General features: G+C 34.8%; 13 protein-coding genes and 1 pseudogene. 10 read left to right on the top strand and 4 right to left on the bottom strand.

The features are described 5' to 3' along the window. Window positions 1–212: 212 nt before the first annotated feature. The 4 genes and pseudogenes from BMZ99_RS09315 to BMZ99_RS09300 form a co-directional block, all read left to right on the top strand. Window positions 213–422, top strand: a pseudogene (locus BMZ99_RS09315) (NAD-dependent DNA ligase LigA); the annotation flags it as partial. 44 nt (window positions 423–466) lie between these two features. After that, a complete protein-coding gene (locus BMZ99_RS27565) occupies window positions 467–553 on the top strand; it encodes a hypothetical protein (protein ID WP_090935771.1) in 87 nt (28 codons plus the stop codon). Between the two features lie 237 nt (window positions 554–790). After that, complete coding sequence (locus BMZ99_RS09305) at window positions 791–1,159, top strand: helix-hairpin-helix domain-containing protein (RefSeq protein ID WP_175490515.1); 369 nt, start codon at window positions 791–793, stop codon at window positions 1,157–1,159. A gap of 110 nt (window positions 1,160–1,269) precedes the next feature. Then, window positions 1,270–2,091 carry a DUF3800 domain-containing protein gene (locus tag BMZ99_RS09300; RefSeq protein WP_245754901.1) on the top strand — a complete coding sequence of 274 codons (822 nt, stop codon included), beginning with the start codon at window positions 1,270–1,272 and terminating at the stop codon, window positions 2,089–2,091. A gap of 891 nt (window positions 2,092–2,982) precedes the next feature. Here BMZ99_RS09300 and BMZ99_RS09295 read toward each other — a convergent pair. Both BMZ99_RS09295 and BMZ99_RS26280 read right to left on the bottom strand, forming a co-directional pair. Further along, window positions 2,983–3,531, bottom strand: a complete 549-nt coding sequence (locus BMZ99_RS09295) for an NYN domain-containing protein (protein WP_175490514.1) — start codon at window positions 3,529–3,531, stop codon at window positions 2,983–2,985. A gap of 377 nt (window positions 3,532–3,908) precedes the next feature. Next, window positions 3,909–4,079 carry a hypothetical protein gene (locus BMZ99_RS26280; protein WP_175490513.1) on the bottom strand — a complete coding sequence of 57 codons (171 nt, stop codon included), beginning with the start codon at window positions 4,077–4,079 and terminating at the stop codon, window positions 3,909–3,911. 585 nt (window positions 4,080–4,664) lie between these two features. Between BMZ99_RS26280 and BMZ99_RS09285 the strand changes: the two genes are divergently transcribed. From BMZ99_RS09285 to BMZ99_RS09265, 5 genes are all read left to right on the top strand, one after another. Next, complete coding sequence (locus BMZ99_RS09285; RefSeq protein ID WP_090935755.1) at window positions 4,665–5,525, top strand: hypothetical protein; 861 nt, start codon at window positions 4,665–4,667, stop codon at window positions 5,523–5,525. A gap of 215 nt (window positions 5,526–5,740) precedes the next feature. Next, window positions 5,741–5,989, top strand: a complete 249-nt coding sequence (locus BMZ99_RS09280) for a hypothetical protein (RefSeq protein WP_090935752.1) — start codon at window positions 5,741–5,743, stop codon at window positions 5,987–5,989. Between the two features lie 114 nt (window positions 5,990–6,103). Continuing rightward, a complete protein-coding gene (locus BMZ99_RS09275) occupies window positions 6,104–6,292 on the top strand; it encodes a hypothetical protein (protein ID WP_090935749.1) in 189 nt (62 codons plus the stop codon). A 383-nt stretch (window positions 6,293–6,675) separates the two neighbouring features. Further along, window positions 6,676–9,852: a serine/threonine-protein kinase gene (locus tag BMZ99_RS09270; RefSeq protein WP_090935746.1), complete on the top strand. Its 3,177-nt coding sequence runs from the start codon at window positions 6,676–6,678 to the stop codon at window positions 9,850–9,852. After that, window positions 9,842–11,569 (top strand): hypothetical protein, encoded by a 1,728-nt coding sequence (locus BMZ99_RS09265; RefSeq protein WP_090935743.1) that lies wholly within the window; start codon window positions 9,842–9,844, stop codon window positions 11,567–11,569. Before BMZ99_RS09270 ends, BMZ99_RS09265 begins: the two co-directional genes overlap by 11 nt. Before the next feature lie 254 nt (window positions 11,570–11,823). Here BMZ99_RS09265 and BMZ99_RS26275 read toward each other — a convergent pair whose 3' ends face one another. After that, a complete protein-coding gene (locus BMZ99_RS26275) occupies window positions 11,824–11,976 on the bottom strand; it encodes a hypothetical protein (protein WP_175490512.1) in 153 nt (50 codons plus the stop codon). A gap of 436 nt (window positions 11,977–12,412) precedes the next feature. Between BMZ99_RS26275 and BMZ99_RS09260 the strand changes: the two genes are divergently transcribed. Further along, window positions 12,413–16,903 carry an AAA domain-containing protein gene (locus BMZ99_RS09260; protein WP_090935740.1) on the top strand — a complete coding sequence of 1,497 codons (4,491 nt, stop codon included), beginning with the start codon at window positions 12,413–12,415 and terminating at the stop codon, window positions 16,901–16,903. A gap of 154 nt (window positions 16,904–17,057) precedes the next feature. Here BMZ99_RS09260 and BMZ99_RS09255 read toward each other — a convergent pair whose 3' ends face one another. Beyond that, a complete protein-coding gene (locus tag BMZ99_RS09255; RefSeq protein ID WP_090935736.1) occupies window positions 17,058–18,851 on the bottom strand; it encodes a CFI-box-CTERM domain-containing protein in 1,794 nt (597 codons plus the stop codon). Window positions 18,852–19,074 lie beyond the last annotated feature (223 nt).

The raw sequence follows: 19,074 nt of genomic DNA, 5'->3' as shown, positions 1-19,074 counted from the left end.
TAAGTTATGTGCTTAATGGATAAACATAGTAAATAAGAGTAATGAAGAGTTTTGTTTAATACTAAGTAGCAGTAAGCGAAATAAACAAAATATATATCTTATTTTTGATGACTTTTGTTTAGAATTGAGAAATGGAGAGTATGCTATGGAAAAAACAATTGAAAGATATAACGAATTGGTAGCCCTTGTGACAAAATATAATAAATAGTATCATGAAGATAACGGAACTTATTAATGTTGATGTAGCTGTTGGGCGCACTGGCAAGATTACTGTTACTGGGATTTTAAAGCCGATTAGATTATGTGGAACTATCGTTCAGAGAGTAGCACTTCATAATCAAGATTTCATTAATGAGAAACAGGTCGGTATAGGCGGTACTTATTTGATTTATAAGTCAGGGGAAATCATCCCTGCTTTAAAAGAAGTGGTAAAACCGCCTAAGATGGTATATATAATTCCTAATGAATGTCTGTATGTGGTCAGCCAGCAATTAGAGAAAAAGGCATGTCTGCTATTAAGTGCGTGAACCCTTTTTGTCCTGTACACTGGTAAGTTAAATCTCATTTTTTACTAGCAGGAATGTTATGGATATTAAGGCTTTAGGAGACCTATATCCAGACATTAGTTGATGAAGGTTATCTTCATAGCTATGCCGATGTTTACCACTTAAAGGAGTATCGTGACGAGTTGATAGAAAAAGGACTTATCGGTAAAGACAAAAATACGCATTAGATTCTTCAAGCTATTGAAAAATCAAAGGCGAATGAACCTTCGAAGTTGCTAACAGGTTTGGGTATCAATAATGTCGGCAAATCTACGGCAAAGGCGATTATGAGACATTATTTCAGTATCCTTACTCTTGCAGAAGCAACTGTTGAGGAACTAACAGCCATTCAAGATGATGGTGAAATAACGGCAAAATGTATTGTCGATTTCTTTGCAAATCCTACAGATAAAGCTGTTATCGATGATTTAATTAAATCTGGGGTAAACATGGAAGTACGTACAGAGATGAGCAATGCCAGGAAATGCTGGACACTCAATAAATCGTATAAAAAAAATCCGCATGAAGTTCATGCGAATTTTTTGCATTACTTTAGTTCTTTATTTCATATGATGTATAATAGCACTAGAATATCCTCCTTTTTTCCGACATAATGTGCTTTTTTATATTAAAATAGGAAGGTGTAAACTAAGCTCTGGTAGAATGTAGATATATAGCAAATAGTTAACTGTGGCGTTTTAAAGGAGTGTATATCTTGGAATTAATGTATATGGATGAAACAGGGAAAAACATTCTTGGACAAACTAATCAAGTAGTATATATGTATGGCGGTGTTATAATCGATAACACAAAGGTCTATGACGCTTTATCAATCTTTAAGAAGAACTTTCAACTAGCTAAGAAAAGTGTAAAGGATAAATGGACAGTTGCTTTAAGGGATAGTGGAAAGAATGAAAAAGAGATTTCTGCCGACTTATCCCGGTTGTTAATTAAATATGAACTACACTCACGGGAAATCTTTAACCCCACAGTTGACTTTGATAAACGAGGAATAATAAAATTGAATCCTTGGAAGTATCACGCACCTTCCGAAATCGGGGATATAATAAACAAATTACTTGAAGAAATGTCTCCGTTTATTGAACGTATATATATATTTAAGACTGACAAAAATAGCATTACAGATTACTTAACGAGTAATGGAATTGCTAAACCCAAAGACAAACACGTTAATAATAGAATGGTTGATTTTATTGTTAATCAATACGGTGAGCGGTTGGTGAGCAAAAACAAGAAAGGTGTTCTAATACCCGATAGATTAGATTCAGATATTAGGGAATGTTTTGTTACAAAAATTAAGGAAAATTCATTTGGTGGAAGATTGTGGTCGGAGCCTGTTGCAGTTGAATCATATTTTAACGGCTTTACCCAACTTGTAGATATAATATTGTACTGCTATCGGATTATTTATTTGCATCAGACTGACAAACCAGCATTTATTGCGATAGAACAAAAATATAACTCAGTTATAAGTCCACTTATAGCTAATTATGATTTGGTAGACTACTTTAAAGAACAAAAATGATATATAATAAAATAAAAATTCTTGACAACTACTATGATAAGAATTATACTAAGAACAGTTCTATTGGTGAAACTCTTGTAACTTAGAGAAAGTCGCGATGACTCTCTTATTACAGGTTTCAATATGTGGCAGTTAGATGCTGGAGAAAGTCGCGACGACTCTTCATGTCTGACTGTTGTTTGTTTTAGTTATATTTTTACCTTAAACTGGATAAACTTATAATGTCCGAGTAAGTCGCGATGACGCTTGGTCTAAGGAACGGGAAGGTATGGTTAACCACCATTGCTTTTCCGTTCCTTTAATTTTGAGAAATTATCTTAACTGTGTTTGCTTCCCATGCTTTGCTTATAAATTCTTTTCCAGCCTAACATCAACAATACATTCCATTGCCACAGCGATCCAGTCCATTACAACTCCATTGGTCTTTATCCTTGAAATAAGACCAGACTACTTATGTGGCTTTCTCTAATTGTTTTTGAAATGAAGGGAACCGACAAGAAGTTGTCTTCTTGCTCATTCATAACATATCCATTTGAATAAGGAAAAACTAGGGCTTATACTCCCTAGCCCGTTCTTCTGACAACTGTTAGGGTGATTACGCGATCCGATGAGCCAGATAGCTCTAATGATGACAATATATCATTTGGATTAATTCTTTGCAATTGCAATTTAGTATTAATTTCTCAGCCCAATTAGTAATTCCTCTAGATACGGAAAATGTTGAGCGATTATGCGTTAGTAATAAGATTATGATAATCTACATTTTCTTGAAAGCCTGTTTAATATGATAAAAGCCCTCCTTTACGCACATTCGTTCTTATGTAATTGACTAATTTCATCTTTATATACTTCTATCATTCATCAAAGCATTAAAGGTTTTTGATAACAAGCTTAGAAATCATCGGAACCAACCTTCCTACTTAATTTTAGCCGTTTTTCTTTATTATCAAGTTCTTCTTGTAATCTTTCAGCTTTTTTCAAAGGCTCTTTACCGCCAATCCAATACACTTTCTTTTTGAGTTCGTCTAATTTAGCCATCAGCGGGAAAAAACCTCCATCGTGAGAAACGATAATAAAATAATCTAGACGTGGTTCATTTAATGCTAATTCTACTGCATCGCAACAAATTCCCATATCAGCAATGTTCTTGTGTACACCATGAAAAATTCGGCGCTCAAACAAGTATTTTTTATATATTTCCATCCAACGAGTTACAAAAGACGGCGTTGTATAATTTGCATAAACTCTTCGGACTACCACATCTCCGAGTTCTTCAGCTTGTGCAAGCACTTTTTTGATTGAAACATCACGTCCTAAACCATCGCCATCTATAAAGAGGGCTACCCATGGTTGCTCTTTCTCGTTTGGCATTGAGTTAGGTTTATCGAAAAAAACGTATGCTTTATGTGCTAGATTGGTTAAATCAATCATCTCTTCCATTTGGAATTCCTCCGTTCCGTGGAGATACACCCTCATTTCAAAAAATGTAGTTACCTTGGCGTATCTAATTATATATATTAAAGTTATCATTAATTTTAATAACTTCATTAATTGAGAAAATGATACTAAATAAAGCCGATTATATATTACATCCTTCTCATTAATCATGTTGTTTGTCGAACTATCTCATATGCCCAGCTAGTACCATCTTTATGATGTGTATAATATGGACTATGTACTAAGAGTGACAAAAGGTTTGATTTCTTCATGAGTTTTTTAGCCCTTGCTTCAGAAAAATTATGTTGTTGCACAAGTTCTCCTAGAATTTCTGAAATTAAAAATTTATCTGCACTATCAAGAAACGACCTCATTTAAATTCAACCTCCATATCCTTTTACAATCGGACACTGGCATTGCTCAATTCTGTCTGGATTACGGCAGATAGTGCCCATGATATCTTCAATGGCAATCTCGTCACTTAATAAGTCGGCATGGCAATGAGGACAGCTAGTTGGATATTCGTAATTTAATTGTTTTCCTTCATTCATTTTCTTCATCCTCTTGATTTCATTCTGAAATTTAGATTGTAATCAACGCACTAGGGACATAGAGTTCCCACATGAGTCGGTAGTCTCTCACACTTGGAGTGGGACTACCTGTTTATTTTAGGCTTGTTTGATTTAATAATACTCTAATTGTTGCAATAAGCTCAAGCACTAAAGCAAGCCAATTTTGCGACGAAAATTTTTTGAACGATAGAAATTATATCCTCTTGTTTCTTCGTCCAACAACAGGATTAAAAGTATGAAAATAATCGTTAAGGACATAAGGATTGTTCATTGTATATAAATTTCTTTATAATATTTGTTAGGAATCTACAAATATAAAACAAAACACAAAGCACAGGAAAGTTGTAGATAGAATGTTGGGCAGTTTTCAATCTACAATATTGTAAAGCAACTGCAGTTCCAATTGGAATCGTCGTACAAAACGCCTCTTTTTCTTTTTCTAGGACTGTAAGACTTTTAAAGGTATTTATTTAGGCAATGCTTGTGTTTGTGTATTTCTGTGGTAGGAACTGGGAGAATAATGTCGAAAGATATACTGCTATCATATGATGAGGAGGGATTTTATTGGGCTTTCCTACCATTAACGAGGTCGAAGAAATTATAAAGAACAATAACCTTAAAATTATTGAAGTAGAGGAATCGCCAAGAGGAGATTATAGGCTAAATGATGAAAGAGAAGATGCAATACAAGAACTATGCAGTATAGCAATTGATAACGGTATCAAAACTATGTTTCTCAAATCCGAAACCCTCAAAGGGGAAGAGTTGGAGGAAATTTTAATAAACGAAGAGACGATAACTTTAGATGAATATGGCGAGAGATATAAAGACATTCTAAAAAACGTCAAACGCCATAACGATAATATTAAAAAGATGGCATCGAGCGGGTGCTATGAGATGATTCTTTCAGTACCTATTAATGGTATTATATTTGCCATTTGGTTTTTACAGGATTGGTTTACTAATCTCCCCGACCCTCAAGAGACCTTAGATAAAATAACAAGCGGTTACGAAGAAGAGATACAACAATTAAGAGAAGTAAAAGCGAGACAAGAGGATGCATTAGACGAGGAACTAATCCAGCTACTTGTTCAGGATGAAGAGTTTAAATATGAGACGAGTAGAAGCAGACGGTATTATGCTTCTGAGATCTTTGGAAAAAGGTATCCGGGTAAATATAAGTCTTTGCTTGAAATAGATGCTCTAGCAAAAGAGGCACAAAATCGAATAAAAAAAGCGAATCAACTAGACCTTGAAAAATTAGTAGCGATTGTCATAGAGGACGAAACCTTTAAGAATTGTTACAAGAAATCAACAAAGATTGCCTATCTTAATTCCATTTTGCCTAAATACACCGACAAGGTTCTAATGAAGACTGAAGTTGAACAAATTGCGGAATTAGCTTGGCTAAAGCTAGGCAATTAATCGGGTTAACTTATCTATTAGCGAGGGTGATGAAAAGGTTTTCAATCAACTTAATGCCATTTGCAACTTACGAGTAGGCTTGTGAAATTGAATAAGGCAGATTTCTTCAAATTCATCTACTCCGTATTGTTATAACGATGGCATTGAATTATAATGTGTCATAAAGGCTCTTTTATAAGTTATGCTAGTTATAATAAAGATAGGAGTAGTTGAAAATGGACCACACCCATATATCTAAATCTATTATCATAGGAGTATTGTTGGAAGAATATGAGAGGCTGTCCGATATGGAGAAAGCTTATCAGAAAAGAGGCGATAACTCTATTGTTGCTCAAATACAGTATGAGAGAGAATTTATCAGAAAATCGTTTGAGGCTAATGGGCTAGACTTAGATAAGATGGTTTGGAATCAATGGGAAATGAATCGGTGGACCGTAGCGCCCAAAAAGAATAATCATCCATAAAGACGGACTTTTGGCTTTGCTTTTTATATGTTATGACTATTGTAATTTAGATATGGCTCGAAGCTTTGTGGAAAAGTGTCAAAAAGTATATTTTAGACAAATGAAAGGGGAACAATGAGAACACTTCAGGAAATTCGAAACAAGAATAATAGTAAAGAAGATTTTCTGGTAAATGGACTTGAAAATAAAAAGAACCCTTTTTCTCTACAACGTATTGCTGAAGGGAAAAAATTTTATTATACTGTTGTAAAACCTATTGTTCAGAGGACTTTTCGCAAACAGGTTGAAAAGGGAAACCTTTAGTCCTTGTATTTAGCCATCTAGGTTTAAGGAGATATCCTATCTTTTTTCGTGTGTCTATGTTATAACTCGATTATCCAGAGGGGCAAAACCCCTCAACCTGTTAATCAGGTTTTGTGTAGAAGAAGCTCCTGTGCTTGGTACAGGGGCTTCTTTACTTATATCAGAAAATAGCAAGGTTCGTTCGGGAAGCTAGTTCTAAGCTGATTTTAAAAGAGTAAAGGTTTGAAAAATCGATTGAGTTTTAAAACAGGGTAGCTCGATACATAATATACAATAAATCATGGAATTGGTAGAATTATGGCAGGTGCACTTTTTAGATTTGTCGAATGTTACAAGAGTAATTATTTGAAGGTTATTTGAAAGAGTAATGGTAGGAGGGGACTATGGCACTAATCGGTAATCGGTATAACGTAATTCGTGAAATCGACAGAACGAATACAAGTAGGGTGTGGCTAGCCGCAGATCTAATGAATAATAGTAATTTGGTAGCTGTTAAGGTATTATCAAGCATTGACTCTACAAGTATTGGTGTTAAGGAATTGTTTCGTCGCGAATGTGAATCTTTGGCTAGACTTAACCACCCTAATATTATAACGTATATAGATTCCGGGGTAGAAAATGATAAACTCTATCTTGTGACTCAGTACTTTGAATCAAAGAATCTTAAAAAGATTATCGAAAATAAAGAAATAAGTCTTGGTGATATTTTACAAATTTTTCTAGGTATATTAGAAGGAATTGCAGATGCACATCAGAAGAATATTATTCATCGCGACCTAAAACCATCAAATATTTTAGTAGATGAACTCACAAAAGTTAAAATTATAGATTTTGGTATTAGTAAAATTATGGGGTATGCCTATAACTCTACTGATACTCTTAGAGATTATATGACAGTGGCGTATGCATCGCCTGAACAGCTAATGCGGCATGAAGCAAAGCCTACTAGCGACTTATTTTCCGTTGGGGCAATACTTTTTTTCCTTCTTCAAGGAAATGATCCACCAGATAATAAAGATCTTCTTTTGGATCAGGTTGATGAATTAGCTTGTGATGTTATCTTAAAAGCTCTTCTTAAAAGCATGTTACAAGTGAAGCCCGAATTAAGACCGCAGAGCATTCGTTTAGTTATCAGTGAAGTCAAAGCACTTATTCGAAAAAACACTGTTAGAATCACTCATAATTTAACGTTGCATTTTGGTATTTGTAAGCAATTATATGACCTTGGATTGATTAGGTATCACGTTGGTGACTATGCCAAAGCTTTTATTCAAAAAGATTTAAATAAAAGTAAAATTTATAAAAGAAAAAATAATTATTATCTAATAGGAGAAAAAGCAAGATATCATTGCATTTTGTCATCTGAAAAAAGCTGTTTGTTTATTAAGAGGTTAAATAGCCTTGACTACACTGAATGGGAAAAGGAAACAAAATATGCTGTTGAGGTTAATGCTAATTGGATTATTGTATCTCAAGGCAATAAGCTTTTTGAAGATAGCCAATTGGTAGAATTCCTATCTCAAGTGGAAGATGAGGAAAAGAAGCGGCAGGTTCAAATAGGAAGAGAAGAAACGCAAAACAGACTTATAAAAAAATGGGAAAGATTTATTGATGAGCAAATGCTAGAGATAAAAAGAAAACGAACGCTATGCCATTATGACTCTTTTGAACTATCTCAAAATGGAGACCAACTTATTGTTCATTCCGGAAACGGCTCATGTGATTTTGAACAAGGTGATTATGTTCAAATGTCGATAAACTCAGGAAGAACTATGTCTATTGGAACAGTAGACGAAGTTCGGGGAGAGCAGATCTGGATAAATCGTAATTTGATTGCAGATATTGAGAATCTAGCGACAAAGGGGACTTTAGGAATTGATACTCAGCAGGCGGAAACTACTTTACGGCGCTTAAAATGGGCAGTAAAAGCGATTAGAACAGGAACAACTGTTAATCCAATTTTATCTAAGATTATTAGTGATCCAGAAATTATTTCTATGTATGGTATTTCCCCTGTAGATAAATTTTATCAAAATCTTGATACTTCTAATGAAATAGCAGTAGAAAAAGCTTTAGCTACGAAAGATATTTTTTTAATCCAAGGACCGCCTGGAACTGGTAAGACTACAGTAATTACCGAAATAGTATGCCAAATATTGAAAAGGGATCCGAAAGCAAAAATTTTACTGAGTTCACAGTCTCATGTTGCTGTTGATCATGCTTTAAATAATATTCACAAACAATTAAATAATAAGAGAATTATTAGAATCGGTAGAGCAGATAAAATCTCAGAGGATTCTCAATTTTTAATGATGCCTAACCAATTGAAAAAATGGGTATCTGAAGTGAAAGTTAGCTCGAAAAGTGAGTTGTTAGAGTATCTCAGTTTAAATTATTGCCTTACAGAACAAGGACAAGTAGACATTAAAGAGTATCTTGAAAACGATAAAAATTTGGATTCATTTGGTAATGCAAAAGTATCCCATGATGGAAAAGATGGAGAAATTAATAAATTAGTATTTTTAACTAAAGAATGGCATAAACGACTAGGAAAATTAGATGAATTTGATGAAATTTTTGCACAAAAGGCTTCTATTGTCGCCGCAACATGTTTAGGAATTGCATCGCGTAATGCATTAAATAGCATGGTATTTGACTGGGTTATTGTTGATGAAGCAGGACGTGCTACTGCACCGGAGCTTCTAGTTCCCATTATAAGAGGGAAAAAAATTATCTTAGTTGGTGATCATCGACAACTTCCTCCTGTAGTTAATGGCGACATTAAGCCTATTTTAAAGAAACTTGGTATACGGGAGGAAGAACTTGAAAAAAGTTTATTTGAAGAATTGATTGAAAGAGTTCCGGAAAATGCAAAAACTATTTTGACCTCACAATTTAGAATGCATCCAAGTATAGCTAAATTGATTTCGGAGGTGTTCTACCCAACCGAAATTATTACAACAAAGAAAACAGCGGAAGAAAGAAAGCATGAGATGTCGTGGTGGCCTCGTACAATAGCTTGGTTTGATACGGCAAGTATGCTTGATTGTGATGAGCAAGAATTAAACTCATCTAAAAAAAATAATGCTGAAGCTAAAGTAATCCTTAAAATTCTTGAACTCATTGAAACCAGATATAACAACGTACCTGGAAAAGTTAGAGTAGGAGTACTATCCGCCTATTCTGCACAAAAGGGGTTACTGCACAATTTAATTAAGCCTAATAATACTGATAAGTGGAAGAATATAAAAATAGTTATTGATAATGTAGATGCATTCCAAGGTTCTGAAACAGATATTTCAATTTATAGTATTGTTAGGTCTAATAAGGATAATAATATTGGTTTTTTACATGATTATCGTAGATTAAATGTAGCTCTTTCAAGAGGTAGAAATGCACTTATAATAGTAGGTAATGCATTTTTTGCAGAACGAGCGCAGACTCCTTTTGGGAACCCTTTTTTAAACTTGCTATCTTTCATGAAAAAGTATCCTGCTGAATGTCTTATTGAAGACGCAAGAACTTACTTTAATATTGGGGGAAGCATAAATGGCGATTGAGCATTTAGTAGATAAATATAAAGATGAATTACCAGGCTATAAAATCTCCGGTTATATTGAATTGTGCGCACCTGTCTTCAAATGTAGTTTGCATTGTCTAATGCAAAGTCGAGGTCAACTTCCAGTAGTAGTCGAATTTGTACTTCATTACTATAGTCTCGGACTTAGTTTGGATAAAATTTCTTTGATTATAGGATTGGACGAAGAACTGGTTGATCAAGCGTTTTGGGAATTAGTGTATCAAGAGTTTATAAATGATAGGACTCAACGAATAACCCAAATCGGACACGATTATTTACAGGAAAGACGTATGGATAAAAAAGAACAAATATTAGTACCAGTGTGTATAGACGGTTTAATAGGAACGGTAAAGAGAGAGAGTTCTCAATTAATGAAAAGTAGGCAAGTTAGAGAAAATGGACTTGTAAGTCTGCGACCAGTTATCTCTCCGCCCAATGTAGACTCTGTTGAATTTCAACAAGTAAAAAGAGTTATAAATGAGTACAAGAAAATTGATGCGGAATTGTATGATGGTGACTTAATTGATTTGGTGAACGTAGAAGGAAATAAAACTTTTTTTAAACGGCTTAACGTCCTGTTCTATACTAACGATGAAAAAAATACTCGTATTGCCGTTTATGAGGGGCTGGTTCGAGTGGAAGGGTATGAGGATGCCTTAAATGTTTTGGAGAATAATGATAATGTTATTTTAAAAGGACTCCCTGCTCATTATCCACAGTCGAACTTAATCTCAGGATTAGATTTGAGTGAAGAATATTGTGGCCCTGGTATTATTTATGATAACTGGATAAGCCTAATTAAAAGTGCAAATAGTAAAATTACACTAAGCCTACCATTAATTGACATTTGTAGTCCGAGTGATATATTAATTGAATCTTTAATAGCGGCGTTGAAAAAGGAAGTTCATGTAACAGTATTATCTAGTGGACGTGAATTTTGCTCTAAACATCAAAAGGAGCAATATATTAAGCTGTTTGAATTAACAAAAAAGTATAAGAGTCTGCATTTAGTGCAAATACCTCTTTGGGGAAATAAGGTACTCACAATTGATGATAACAGCGGGGTAATTTCGGATTTTTGTAGGACGACAATTCATTTACAAAGTAGTCAAGAGGGATATGTTGAGTACGGATATTTGCTAAATAAAGAAAATATTGAAAAATGTCATTCTATTTTAAATCAAAATACAAAGAAGTCAGAGGTACTTCAAGCTAAAATTGTTGATAAAAAATGGTTAGCTTTAAAAATGCTGACAATCAAGGAGCTTATCAACGGAGTTGATGAAAGGCTAAAAGATATTAATGGCAAAGGGTGGCTTGGCGATTCGGTTATTCCTAATAGTATAGCTTTACTTTCCGTCCCGCTAGCATATAACGAAGATTCATTTAAAACATTTATTACCGCAACTAATATTTCCATTACTGAGTCCATAGAAACAGTAGAAAAAGGTTATTTTTGGAATAGTTTTAAAGCAATTTGTCCGCCGGGAATTTTTCATGTATTAGAAAAAGTTAGAATGTATCGAAATTTTTGTAATCACATCGAAATCGAAACAAAATATAAATCTAAATTTTATCAATTTCTTGATGAAGATTTAGCAGGATGCTTACCTCATTTTATTAATAATGGCTTTCTATATCTTCAAATTAAGTTATTGGAAAATTTAGAAGTAGAACTACGAAATTATTTAAAGTGATACAAAATCAGGAGCAGTGAACTTAGCTTTTGAAGTATTGTTATATTAAAAATGACCTAAAATAATTACTACTTTTAGCTTAAAGTATAACAATTATAAAAAGCGAGACTAACCTTTAATTAAGAACGGTTATCTCGCTTTATAATTTAGAAGTTCATACTTTTGTAATGTAAAAGTAAAGAGTAATTGATTCTTAATTTAAAATTAAGAATCAATGTTTCTCAGTTATTGTGGGAGGATGAAGATTTATTAATTTAATCTTCATCCTCGTACCAATCTGCTTTCAATTTTCCCCAAGGTAAATCATTTATTGCATAATCATAACCCCATGAAAGTCGATAGTTTACCCATTGATTTAAAGTTGCCATTATCATATCGATATACTGAGCTATTAGAGAAATTAACATATATTTTTCCTTCTTTGAAACTGTCACCAATTTTATGAACATTTTGGGTACGGGTTGAAATAATAACTGCGTCTTTAATCACATGCACAATACTCACTCCTATTAGATAAGTTTTAACTTAAAACAAAGCCTTCTATCTTTTGAATCTTTTTCCTTCTTACTTTTTCGTAAATATAAGTAAGATAAAACTGTATAGAGAATATAAGCTATTCATAGGAATATTAAAAAATTCGCACTAATTATAACATCAGAATAAATCTGATCTGAAGATAATAATTATTATATCGGATTTACGAAATGTAAAACATTACACATACTGTTAATAAGATTCCATATGATATGAAAAAGTTTAGCAAATTGTACTATTCTTTAAAGGAAATGGCTACTTAAGTCTCTAAGTATATCTTAAAATGAATATTGGTTAAGAGGTGAACCTATGTCGGCGAGTCCAATTCAAGTTTTTGAATATCTATTAACATTAAAGAATTTAACGGTTCCTGTGGTTAGGGACTTTCAAAAGTATGATGATAAATATTGGTGGCAAAGTGAACTTCCTATTGGAGAGGGATGTTTCCTACATAGTAATACAAAAGATACAGAAGCATGGTTAGAGGTATATAAGCAAGTAATTGAACCATCTCCAGTAATACCCAAGGAACTTGAGGAATGGATTAAGATTAAAGGGACTGAACCAGATAAGTTTCCACAAGTATACAGCACTATATCAAAACTAACGTATGAAGAAAAAGAAGAATTATATGTAGGGCAGAAAAGAATTGAAGAGCTAAAAGTAGAAACAACGACGCTTACTGGTGATGAACTTTCAAAAGTAGAGGATGTTCTAGCTAGGCTGGTTAAGCGGATAGAGGATTTAAAAGCAAAGAACGAAATTCTGTTTGATGCGGAGCCACAGCGAATGGCACTGTGGCAAAAATGGCTAGACGAGAAGTGGAAGCCTTGGGCTTCAGATACTCTCCCAAAAACAAAAATACAAAGATTGTATGGTGAATTGTTTACCCTTTATCAACGGTTACGACGGGAAGGAGACTCCACAGAACTTGTTTGGGGTCATGGTTTGCTGGCATGGAGTGTAAATGACAGCCGTGTATTTCGTCCTGTTTTAACAACTAGAATTGAACTTTTGTTCGATTCTAAAAAGGGACTTTTTCAATTGGTTCCAACTAGTAATGGAACAATTCTTGAGTTAGATATGTTAAGTAATATAGATCTTCCTAATTCTACTCATTTAGTGTCAATGGAGCATTTTATTCAGGATGTTGGAATAAATCCATTAGAAGACGAGATATTAAAACCATTCTTAAATGAATTAGCTCAAACACTATCTCCTAATGGTAAAGGAGAGGCTGAATTAATTTCAGGTCGAGGATTGACAGCAGAAAGTAATCCAATAATCTATAACGCTCCCATTATATTTCTTCGTAGCCAGTCAGGAAGGCAATGGCAGGCGGAATTAAAGGCAGTAATTGAGGAAATACGAAATGGACATTATGTACCGGAAACTATAGAAGCTTTAGTATCCGTAGATGTATCAAAGCAAAGCGAAGAAAGACAAGAAACTGAATCTAGTCAATGGAAACCTATTGGTCAAGAATTACTTTTTCCTCTTCCCGCAAATGAAGACCAAAAGGAAATTGTAAGAAGACTAAGCAAAAATATTGGGGTCGTAGTTCAAGGTCCTCCAGGGACAGGTAAGAGTCATACTATTGTAAACCTTATTGCCCATCTACTAGCACACGGTAAACGTGTTTTAGTTACAAGTCAGACGGAGCGAGCTTTGCGGGTACTAGGTGATATGATTCGTACTAAGTTGCCTGAGATTGCGCCACTTTGTGTGAGTGTGATGGGTGGTGATGCACGTTCGGTTCAGGAGTTAGATCTTTCGGTCACGAAAATTTCCGAAGGGTTAGACAAAATGAATGTGGACATATTGTCAGCAGATATCACAATACTACGCAAAGAAATCTCTGATTGTAAAAGTAAAATTGCAAGAATAAAAACAGAATTAGGAAGAGCTACTGAGGCTGAAAACGGGAAAGTTAATTTTGCAGAACAAGAATTCTCTCCAATGCAATTAGCAGAATGGCTTGTTGGAAACCAAGAGGAATATGGCTGGTTTCCTGATGAAATAGATGATTCTATTGAAATCCTTTTCTCTGATTCTGAGTTGATAAAGTTATATGGATTATTGAATGAGATATCGAAAGAAGATGTAGATAAAGTATTGCGACGACGTCCAGAATTAGAAAACCTTCCTGATGGAGATATGGTTTCAAGCACATACAATAAGTTAATGCAGTTGCGATCAAGAAATGATGACCGCGAGGGAAAACTTAAAGGTTGCCTTTTATCTCCAAACGCCGCTGTCAAAGCTACTGAGAGCTTGATGGTTACAGAAAGGGCTTTAGCAACTTTTGAATTGTTGTCCGAGGAATGGTTAGTTAAAGTATTAGACGACATTGTACACGGGGAAAATCGAATAGTTAGTTGGCAAGAACTTGTTACTGACTGTAAGGAAAGAAAACGTGCAATTCGTGAAATAGAGAATAAAATTGTTGAATTTTCCTTAGAAATTTCTAGCAGTTTTGACCTACGACAAGTTCGAGAAGATGCAGAGATTATACGGACGCAGTTATCTAAGAATGGAAGCCTGGGCTTTATGTTTAAGCTGTTAACTGGTAAAAAATCATTATATATTCTAGATCAATTCAAAATCAATGGATCTAGTCTCCGCACAGTAGAGGATATCGGAATATTAATACATCATATTGATATGCTAGAGGCAAAAAAACGCCTTGTGCAAAAATGGAATAATAGTATCAAAATTGTAGATGGACCATCGTTAAGTGAGTCAGAACCTAAAATGCTACAAATATTAGAAAAGTATATTGGTCTTATTGAAGTTGCTTTCAGTTGGAAGTTTGACCACTTAAATGCTTTAGCATCTGTGTCGGAGGACATTAAGCCGCACGGAGTTCTTGAATGGACAAATCCAGAATGGCTAAATTGCTTTAAAAATAGTCTCGTCGCATATATAGAGCTATTAGAATACAATCAATTGAATAAAGAGTTTGAGTCGTTCTCAGGTTTCTTAAAGCAAGGCTTATCTATGGAGAATGCACATGACTCTTGGTCAACATTGTATGATGCGTATCGTCTCGGTGATGGTAATCGATGGATAGGTACTCTAAAGGAGCTACGTAGACTTCGTGCGTTAGAACCCAAGGTACAAGAATTAATAGAATTAAAAAAACGATTAAGTTCTTGCGCTCCTCGTTGGACAGCACAGATTGAAGCTGAGGTAAGGTTTGAGGACATTTCTGAGCCACCTTCTTCTTGGCGAGGTGCTTGGGATTGGAGAAGAGCGGAATGTTGGCTGAAAAAACATTTTACTAAATATAAATTAGAAGAACTATATGAACAACTAAAGCATGCTCGAGATGAAGAATCAAGGTTAATACAGACCCTAGTTGCCAAATCAACTTGGCTTGAGCAGAATAAAAGAACAACTGACGTGCAAAAAAGAAGTCTTCGTTCTTGGGTACAAACTATACGGAGGATCGGTAAAGGAACTGGGAAATATGCCGCAAAACATCAAGCTGATGCTAAAAAAGAGATGGCGTCTTGTCGTGGAGCAGTTCCTGTATGGATTATGCCTTTAAACAGGGTCATAGAAAATTTTAAACCATCTGAGGAACCATTTGATGTTGTGATAATGGATGAGAGTAGTCAATGCGACTTGTTTGCACTAAGTGCGTTATTTAGAGCTAAACGAGCAGTAATAGTGGGGGATGACAGACAAATTAGTCCTGAAGGCGTTGGTAAAGACCAATCAGAAGTTTATAAACTAATAGATCGGTATCTCATCGATATTCCACAACGAGAGAGGTTTACGTTACAAGATAGTCTATATGATACCGCTCTGAGAGTGTTTCCTGGTCAGCAGATTATGTTGAAGGAACATTTTAGATGTGTTCCAGAGATTATTCAATTTAGTAATGATATGTTTTATGGTGGTACAATTGAACCTCTTAAGGTTCCAAGTACAGGTGCGCTGACTCCACCGATAGTTTCCGTACGAGTGGGAGATGGATATCGTGATGAAGGTTCTTCTGCTGTAAATGAGCCAGAGGCTAATTCATTAGTTGATAAAATAGTGGAACTGTGCAGTAAGGAAGAGTATGAAAATAAGACAATGGGAGTAATCTCACTACAGGGGAAAGAGCAAGCCTATGTAATAGAGCAACAGCTTCGTGAAAAACTCGGAGAAGGCGGAATGATAGATAGAGGAATTATCTGTGGAGATGCCTACTCTTTCCAAGGTGATGAACGTGATGTAATCTTTCTTTCTATGGTTGCCGCTCCTAATGTTCGTTCAGGTGTATTAAGTAAGCGGTCCGATGAACAGCGATTTAATGTTGCGGCGAGTAGAGCAAAAGAGCAATTATGGCTTTTCCATTCTGTAGACTTAAAAGATTTGAACCCAAATTGTATGCGGTACCATTTACTTCAATATTGTCTCGACCCCAGAAGAGCAGAATACGAAATGGAGGATGCGGAGAAGTTGTTTCGAAGATATGGCTCAAGCAAGCTTCATAAAGACATTCATAAGTTAATCGTTGCACGAGGGTACCGCGCTATCCCAGAATTTAAAGTGGGAACTCACCCATACCGAATTGACACCGTTATTGAAGGTATGAATGCACGTTTAGCGATTGAAGTTGATGGCGATGAATGGCATGGTCTTGATAGATGGGAGGCTGACCTTGAACGGCAAATGATTTTAGAACGAGTGGGTTGGAATTTCTGGAGAGTAAGAGGCAGTGCCTTTTATCGAGATAGGAAAACGGCTTTAGAATCTTTATGGACAACATTGGATGCTATGGGAATTCAGCCGTATAAAAATTAAAGGATTTATATTGCTAAATGAAGGTATGCTCACAGTTTTGCTGTGCATATAAAGTGGAAATGGGAAGTCGTCCATGTGGATGACTTCCCATTTAATTTAATTATTATCTTGGATTAACAATCTTGGCAAATTACTTTTGTTGATCAATAATTCTTCAGATATTAGGATGCTTTTGTTCCAACCAGAGAATAAGACGTTCCAAGAATATACGGGTGATATTACTAACAGGCTTATGTGTTTTTATAATCTTTATCAAAATGGGACTTAAAGTGTAATAGGTGTTAATAAAAATACGACCAAGAACACTTTGGCCTAGTATTTTGTCTCTAAATCTGCGTAGAGTAAGCACTTGTGGCGCATCATAATCGCCATATATAGTGGTAGCAATAAAACAGCCAGATTTCTTGGCGACCTGTCTTGTTTTTTGCGATTCAATATTAACTGTAATTTCGCTACGGAATTCTTTCATTAATTTAAGGTGTTGGAGGGATTCTTTTATTTCCTTGTTACTAATTTCTTCAATACCTATCATTGTCCGCGCACCGGGATAACCATCAGAACTCCCCCACGAATCAATCCATTGACCATTGTGGCAAAACCAACGACGACGGTCAATCGATAAATAAGCCCAGCTCTTATCTCTTATTGGGTTTATTGTGTTAGGCAAATCTTTCAAAAACTGCGCAATTTTCTTTGAGTCAAAAAGTGGACATAAAGATTGGCGTGCAATTATATCGTTTATAAAATTTTGCAGTTCTTCTTTATTAAATACCCAGTCACCGTTTTCTGTGTCAATATATCCATATTGTGTCCATCGTTTAGGGTCGAAACTAATTTGCCTACAGTTAAACGGATTTTTTTCATCATTATATTGATGTTGCTTGCAATAATCAGAAGACGCTTTGAGACGGTTTTTTTCACGAAAACACCAAAGCACACCACGTAATTCAGTGGATTTTAAGATTTCGCCGTTTGTTTCAATACGCTGTGTCTTCCATCCACTGGTTAGGTCTAAAATCTGATATAGGTTCTCTATGTCGCTTGCGTCGAAAATGGCTCCATATATTTGTTCTTTCCCCTCACCGGAAGTGAAGTATGTAGGTTGTTGTTTTACAAATTGGATTGCTTCTTCACGCTTTTTACTTGTAGAGTTCCCAAAGCTAACTTTTATAAAAATTTTTTTCGCTGTACTTCTATTTTTAATGTTTTCGATTTGCTTATTTGAATGATTAATAACGTATAGATTAGACGTTAAATTGAGGGACTCTAAAAAACTAATCCAATCTTTCTGCTTGTCAGATAGCTTATCATTTTCACTTTTAACCTCTCCAAAAAAGAAATCCTTGTCGTCGTATATTATTAAATCGGGCAGTCCAGCTCTATTTTCATTAATGTTATTTAATATCCGTTCTAAGATACAAAGTAGTTTATCTCTATCGACTAGTTGTGTCGCAATTGCTAACTGATCCACTGAATATTTTGACCAGTTTTCTATGAGTCGACAGTTAGTATTAAAATGCAAATGATAACTCTTCCTTAATATTTCTTCAATGTTTTTGTGTGAGAGTTCTTGAATCTTATTAGTAATTAACGCTTTTCGTCGAGGGTAGAATTCAGTTTTGAATAGGTCCGAAGGCATGCCATTGATACTTACTGTCGGATCATAGTATTTATTGAAATCATCAGATCCTGGAACAAGGTCTATTTCTAAACCGTGTTGTATGACCGTAACTGCACCTTGTATTCGTGCAAAAATGACATCCCAAAAAAGTAGAGCAAGAAGATACCACCAATAGTCATTTTCTGACCAGATTGCTTTGTACCCATTATTAACTAGATGTTTAATTACAGTTTCTTCAGGAAAAAGCTCATCATTGCCTAATTTATATCTGATCTTTCCTTTCTCATTACTGGGGATTTTTTCAAAATTAAGATTAATGATTTCCACACAAATCACTCCAATACAAACTATTAAAATAGACTTCTAATAATTTTGATCAGAATCCTGCATTAACTTGCAGATGTTTTTGACGGAACGTTCAATTGTGTTAGGATGAACAAAAAACTGATAAATAAGAAGAACTGCAGGATAAAGATAATGCTTAATCTAATAGTAAAGTATGAGAAATTTCTTCTTTTAGAGAAAGTTAATATAATGAGAAAATAGAGGT

The organism is Pelosinus propionicus DSM 13327 (genome assembly GCF_900114615.1).
GTDB lineage: Bacteria > Bacillota > Negativicutes > DSM-13327 > DSM-13327 > Pelosinus > Pelosinus propionicus.
Note: the sequence above shows the minus strand (reverse complement) of the source record. Positions and strands in the feature narration are given on the sequence as shown.

Bases quoted from the DNA above. Each gene is read 5' to 3' on its own strand.
- BMZ99_RS27565 (WP_090935771.1), top strand. From the start codon at position 467: ATGTCTGTATGTGGTCAGCCAGCAATTAGAGAAAAAGGCATGTCTGCT.
- BMZ99_RS09300 (WP_245754901.1), top strand. From the start codon at position 1,270: ATGTATATGGATGAAACAGGGAAAAACATTCTTGGACAAACTAATCAA.
- BMZ99_RS09295 (WP_175490514.1), bottom strand. From the start codon at position 3,531: ATGGAAGAGATGATTGATTTAACCAATCTAGCACATAAAGCATACGTT.
- BMZ99_RS26280 (WP_175490513.1), bottom strand. From the start codon at position 4,079: ATGAATGAAGGAAAACAATTAAATTACGAATATCCAACTAGCTGTCCT.
- BMZ99_RS09280 (WP_090935752.1), top strand. From the start codon at position 5,741: ATGGACCACACCCATATATCTAAATCTATTATCATAGGAGTATTGTTG.
- BMZ99_RS09275 (WP_090935749.1), top strand. From the start codon at position 6,104: ATGAGAACACTTCAGGAAATTCGAAACAAGAATAATAGTAAAGAAGAT.
- BMZ99_RS09270 (WP_090935746.1), top strand. From the start codon at position 6,676: ATGGCACTAATCGGTAATCGGTATAACGTAATTCGTGAAATCGACAGA.
- BMZ99_RS09265 (WP_090935743.1), top strand. From the start codon at position 9,842: ATGGCGATTGAGCATTTAGTAGATAAATATAAAGATGAATTACCAGGC.
- BMZ99_RS26275 (WP_175490512.1), bottom strand. From the start codon at position 11,976: ATGTTAATTTCTCTAATAGCTCAGTATATCGATATGATAATGGCAACT.
- BMZ99_RS09260 (WP_090935740.1), top strand. From the start codon at position 12,413: ATGTCGGCGAGTCCAATTCAAGTTTTTGAATATCTATTAACATTAAAG.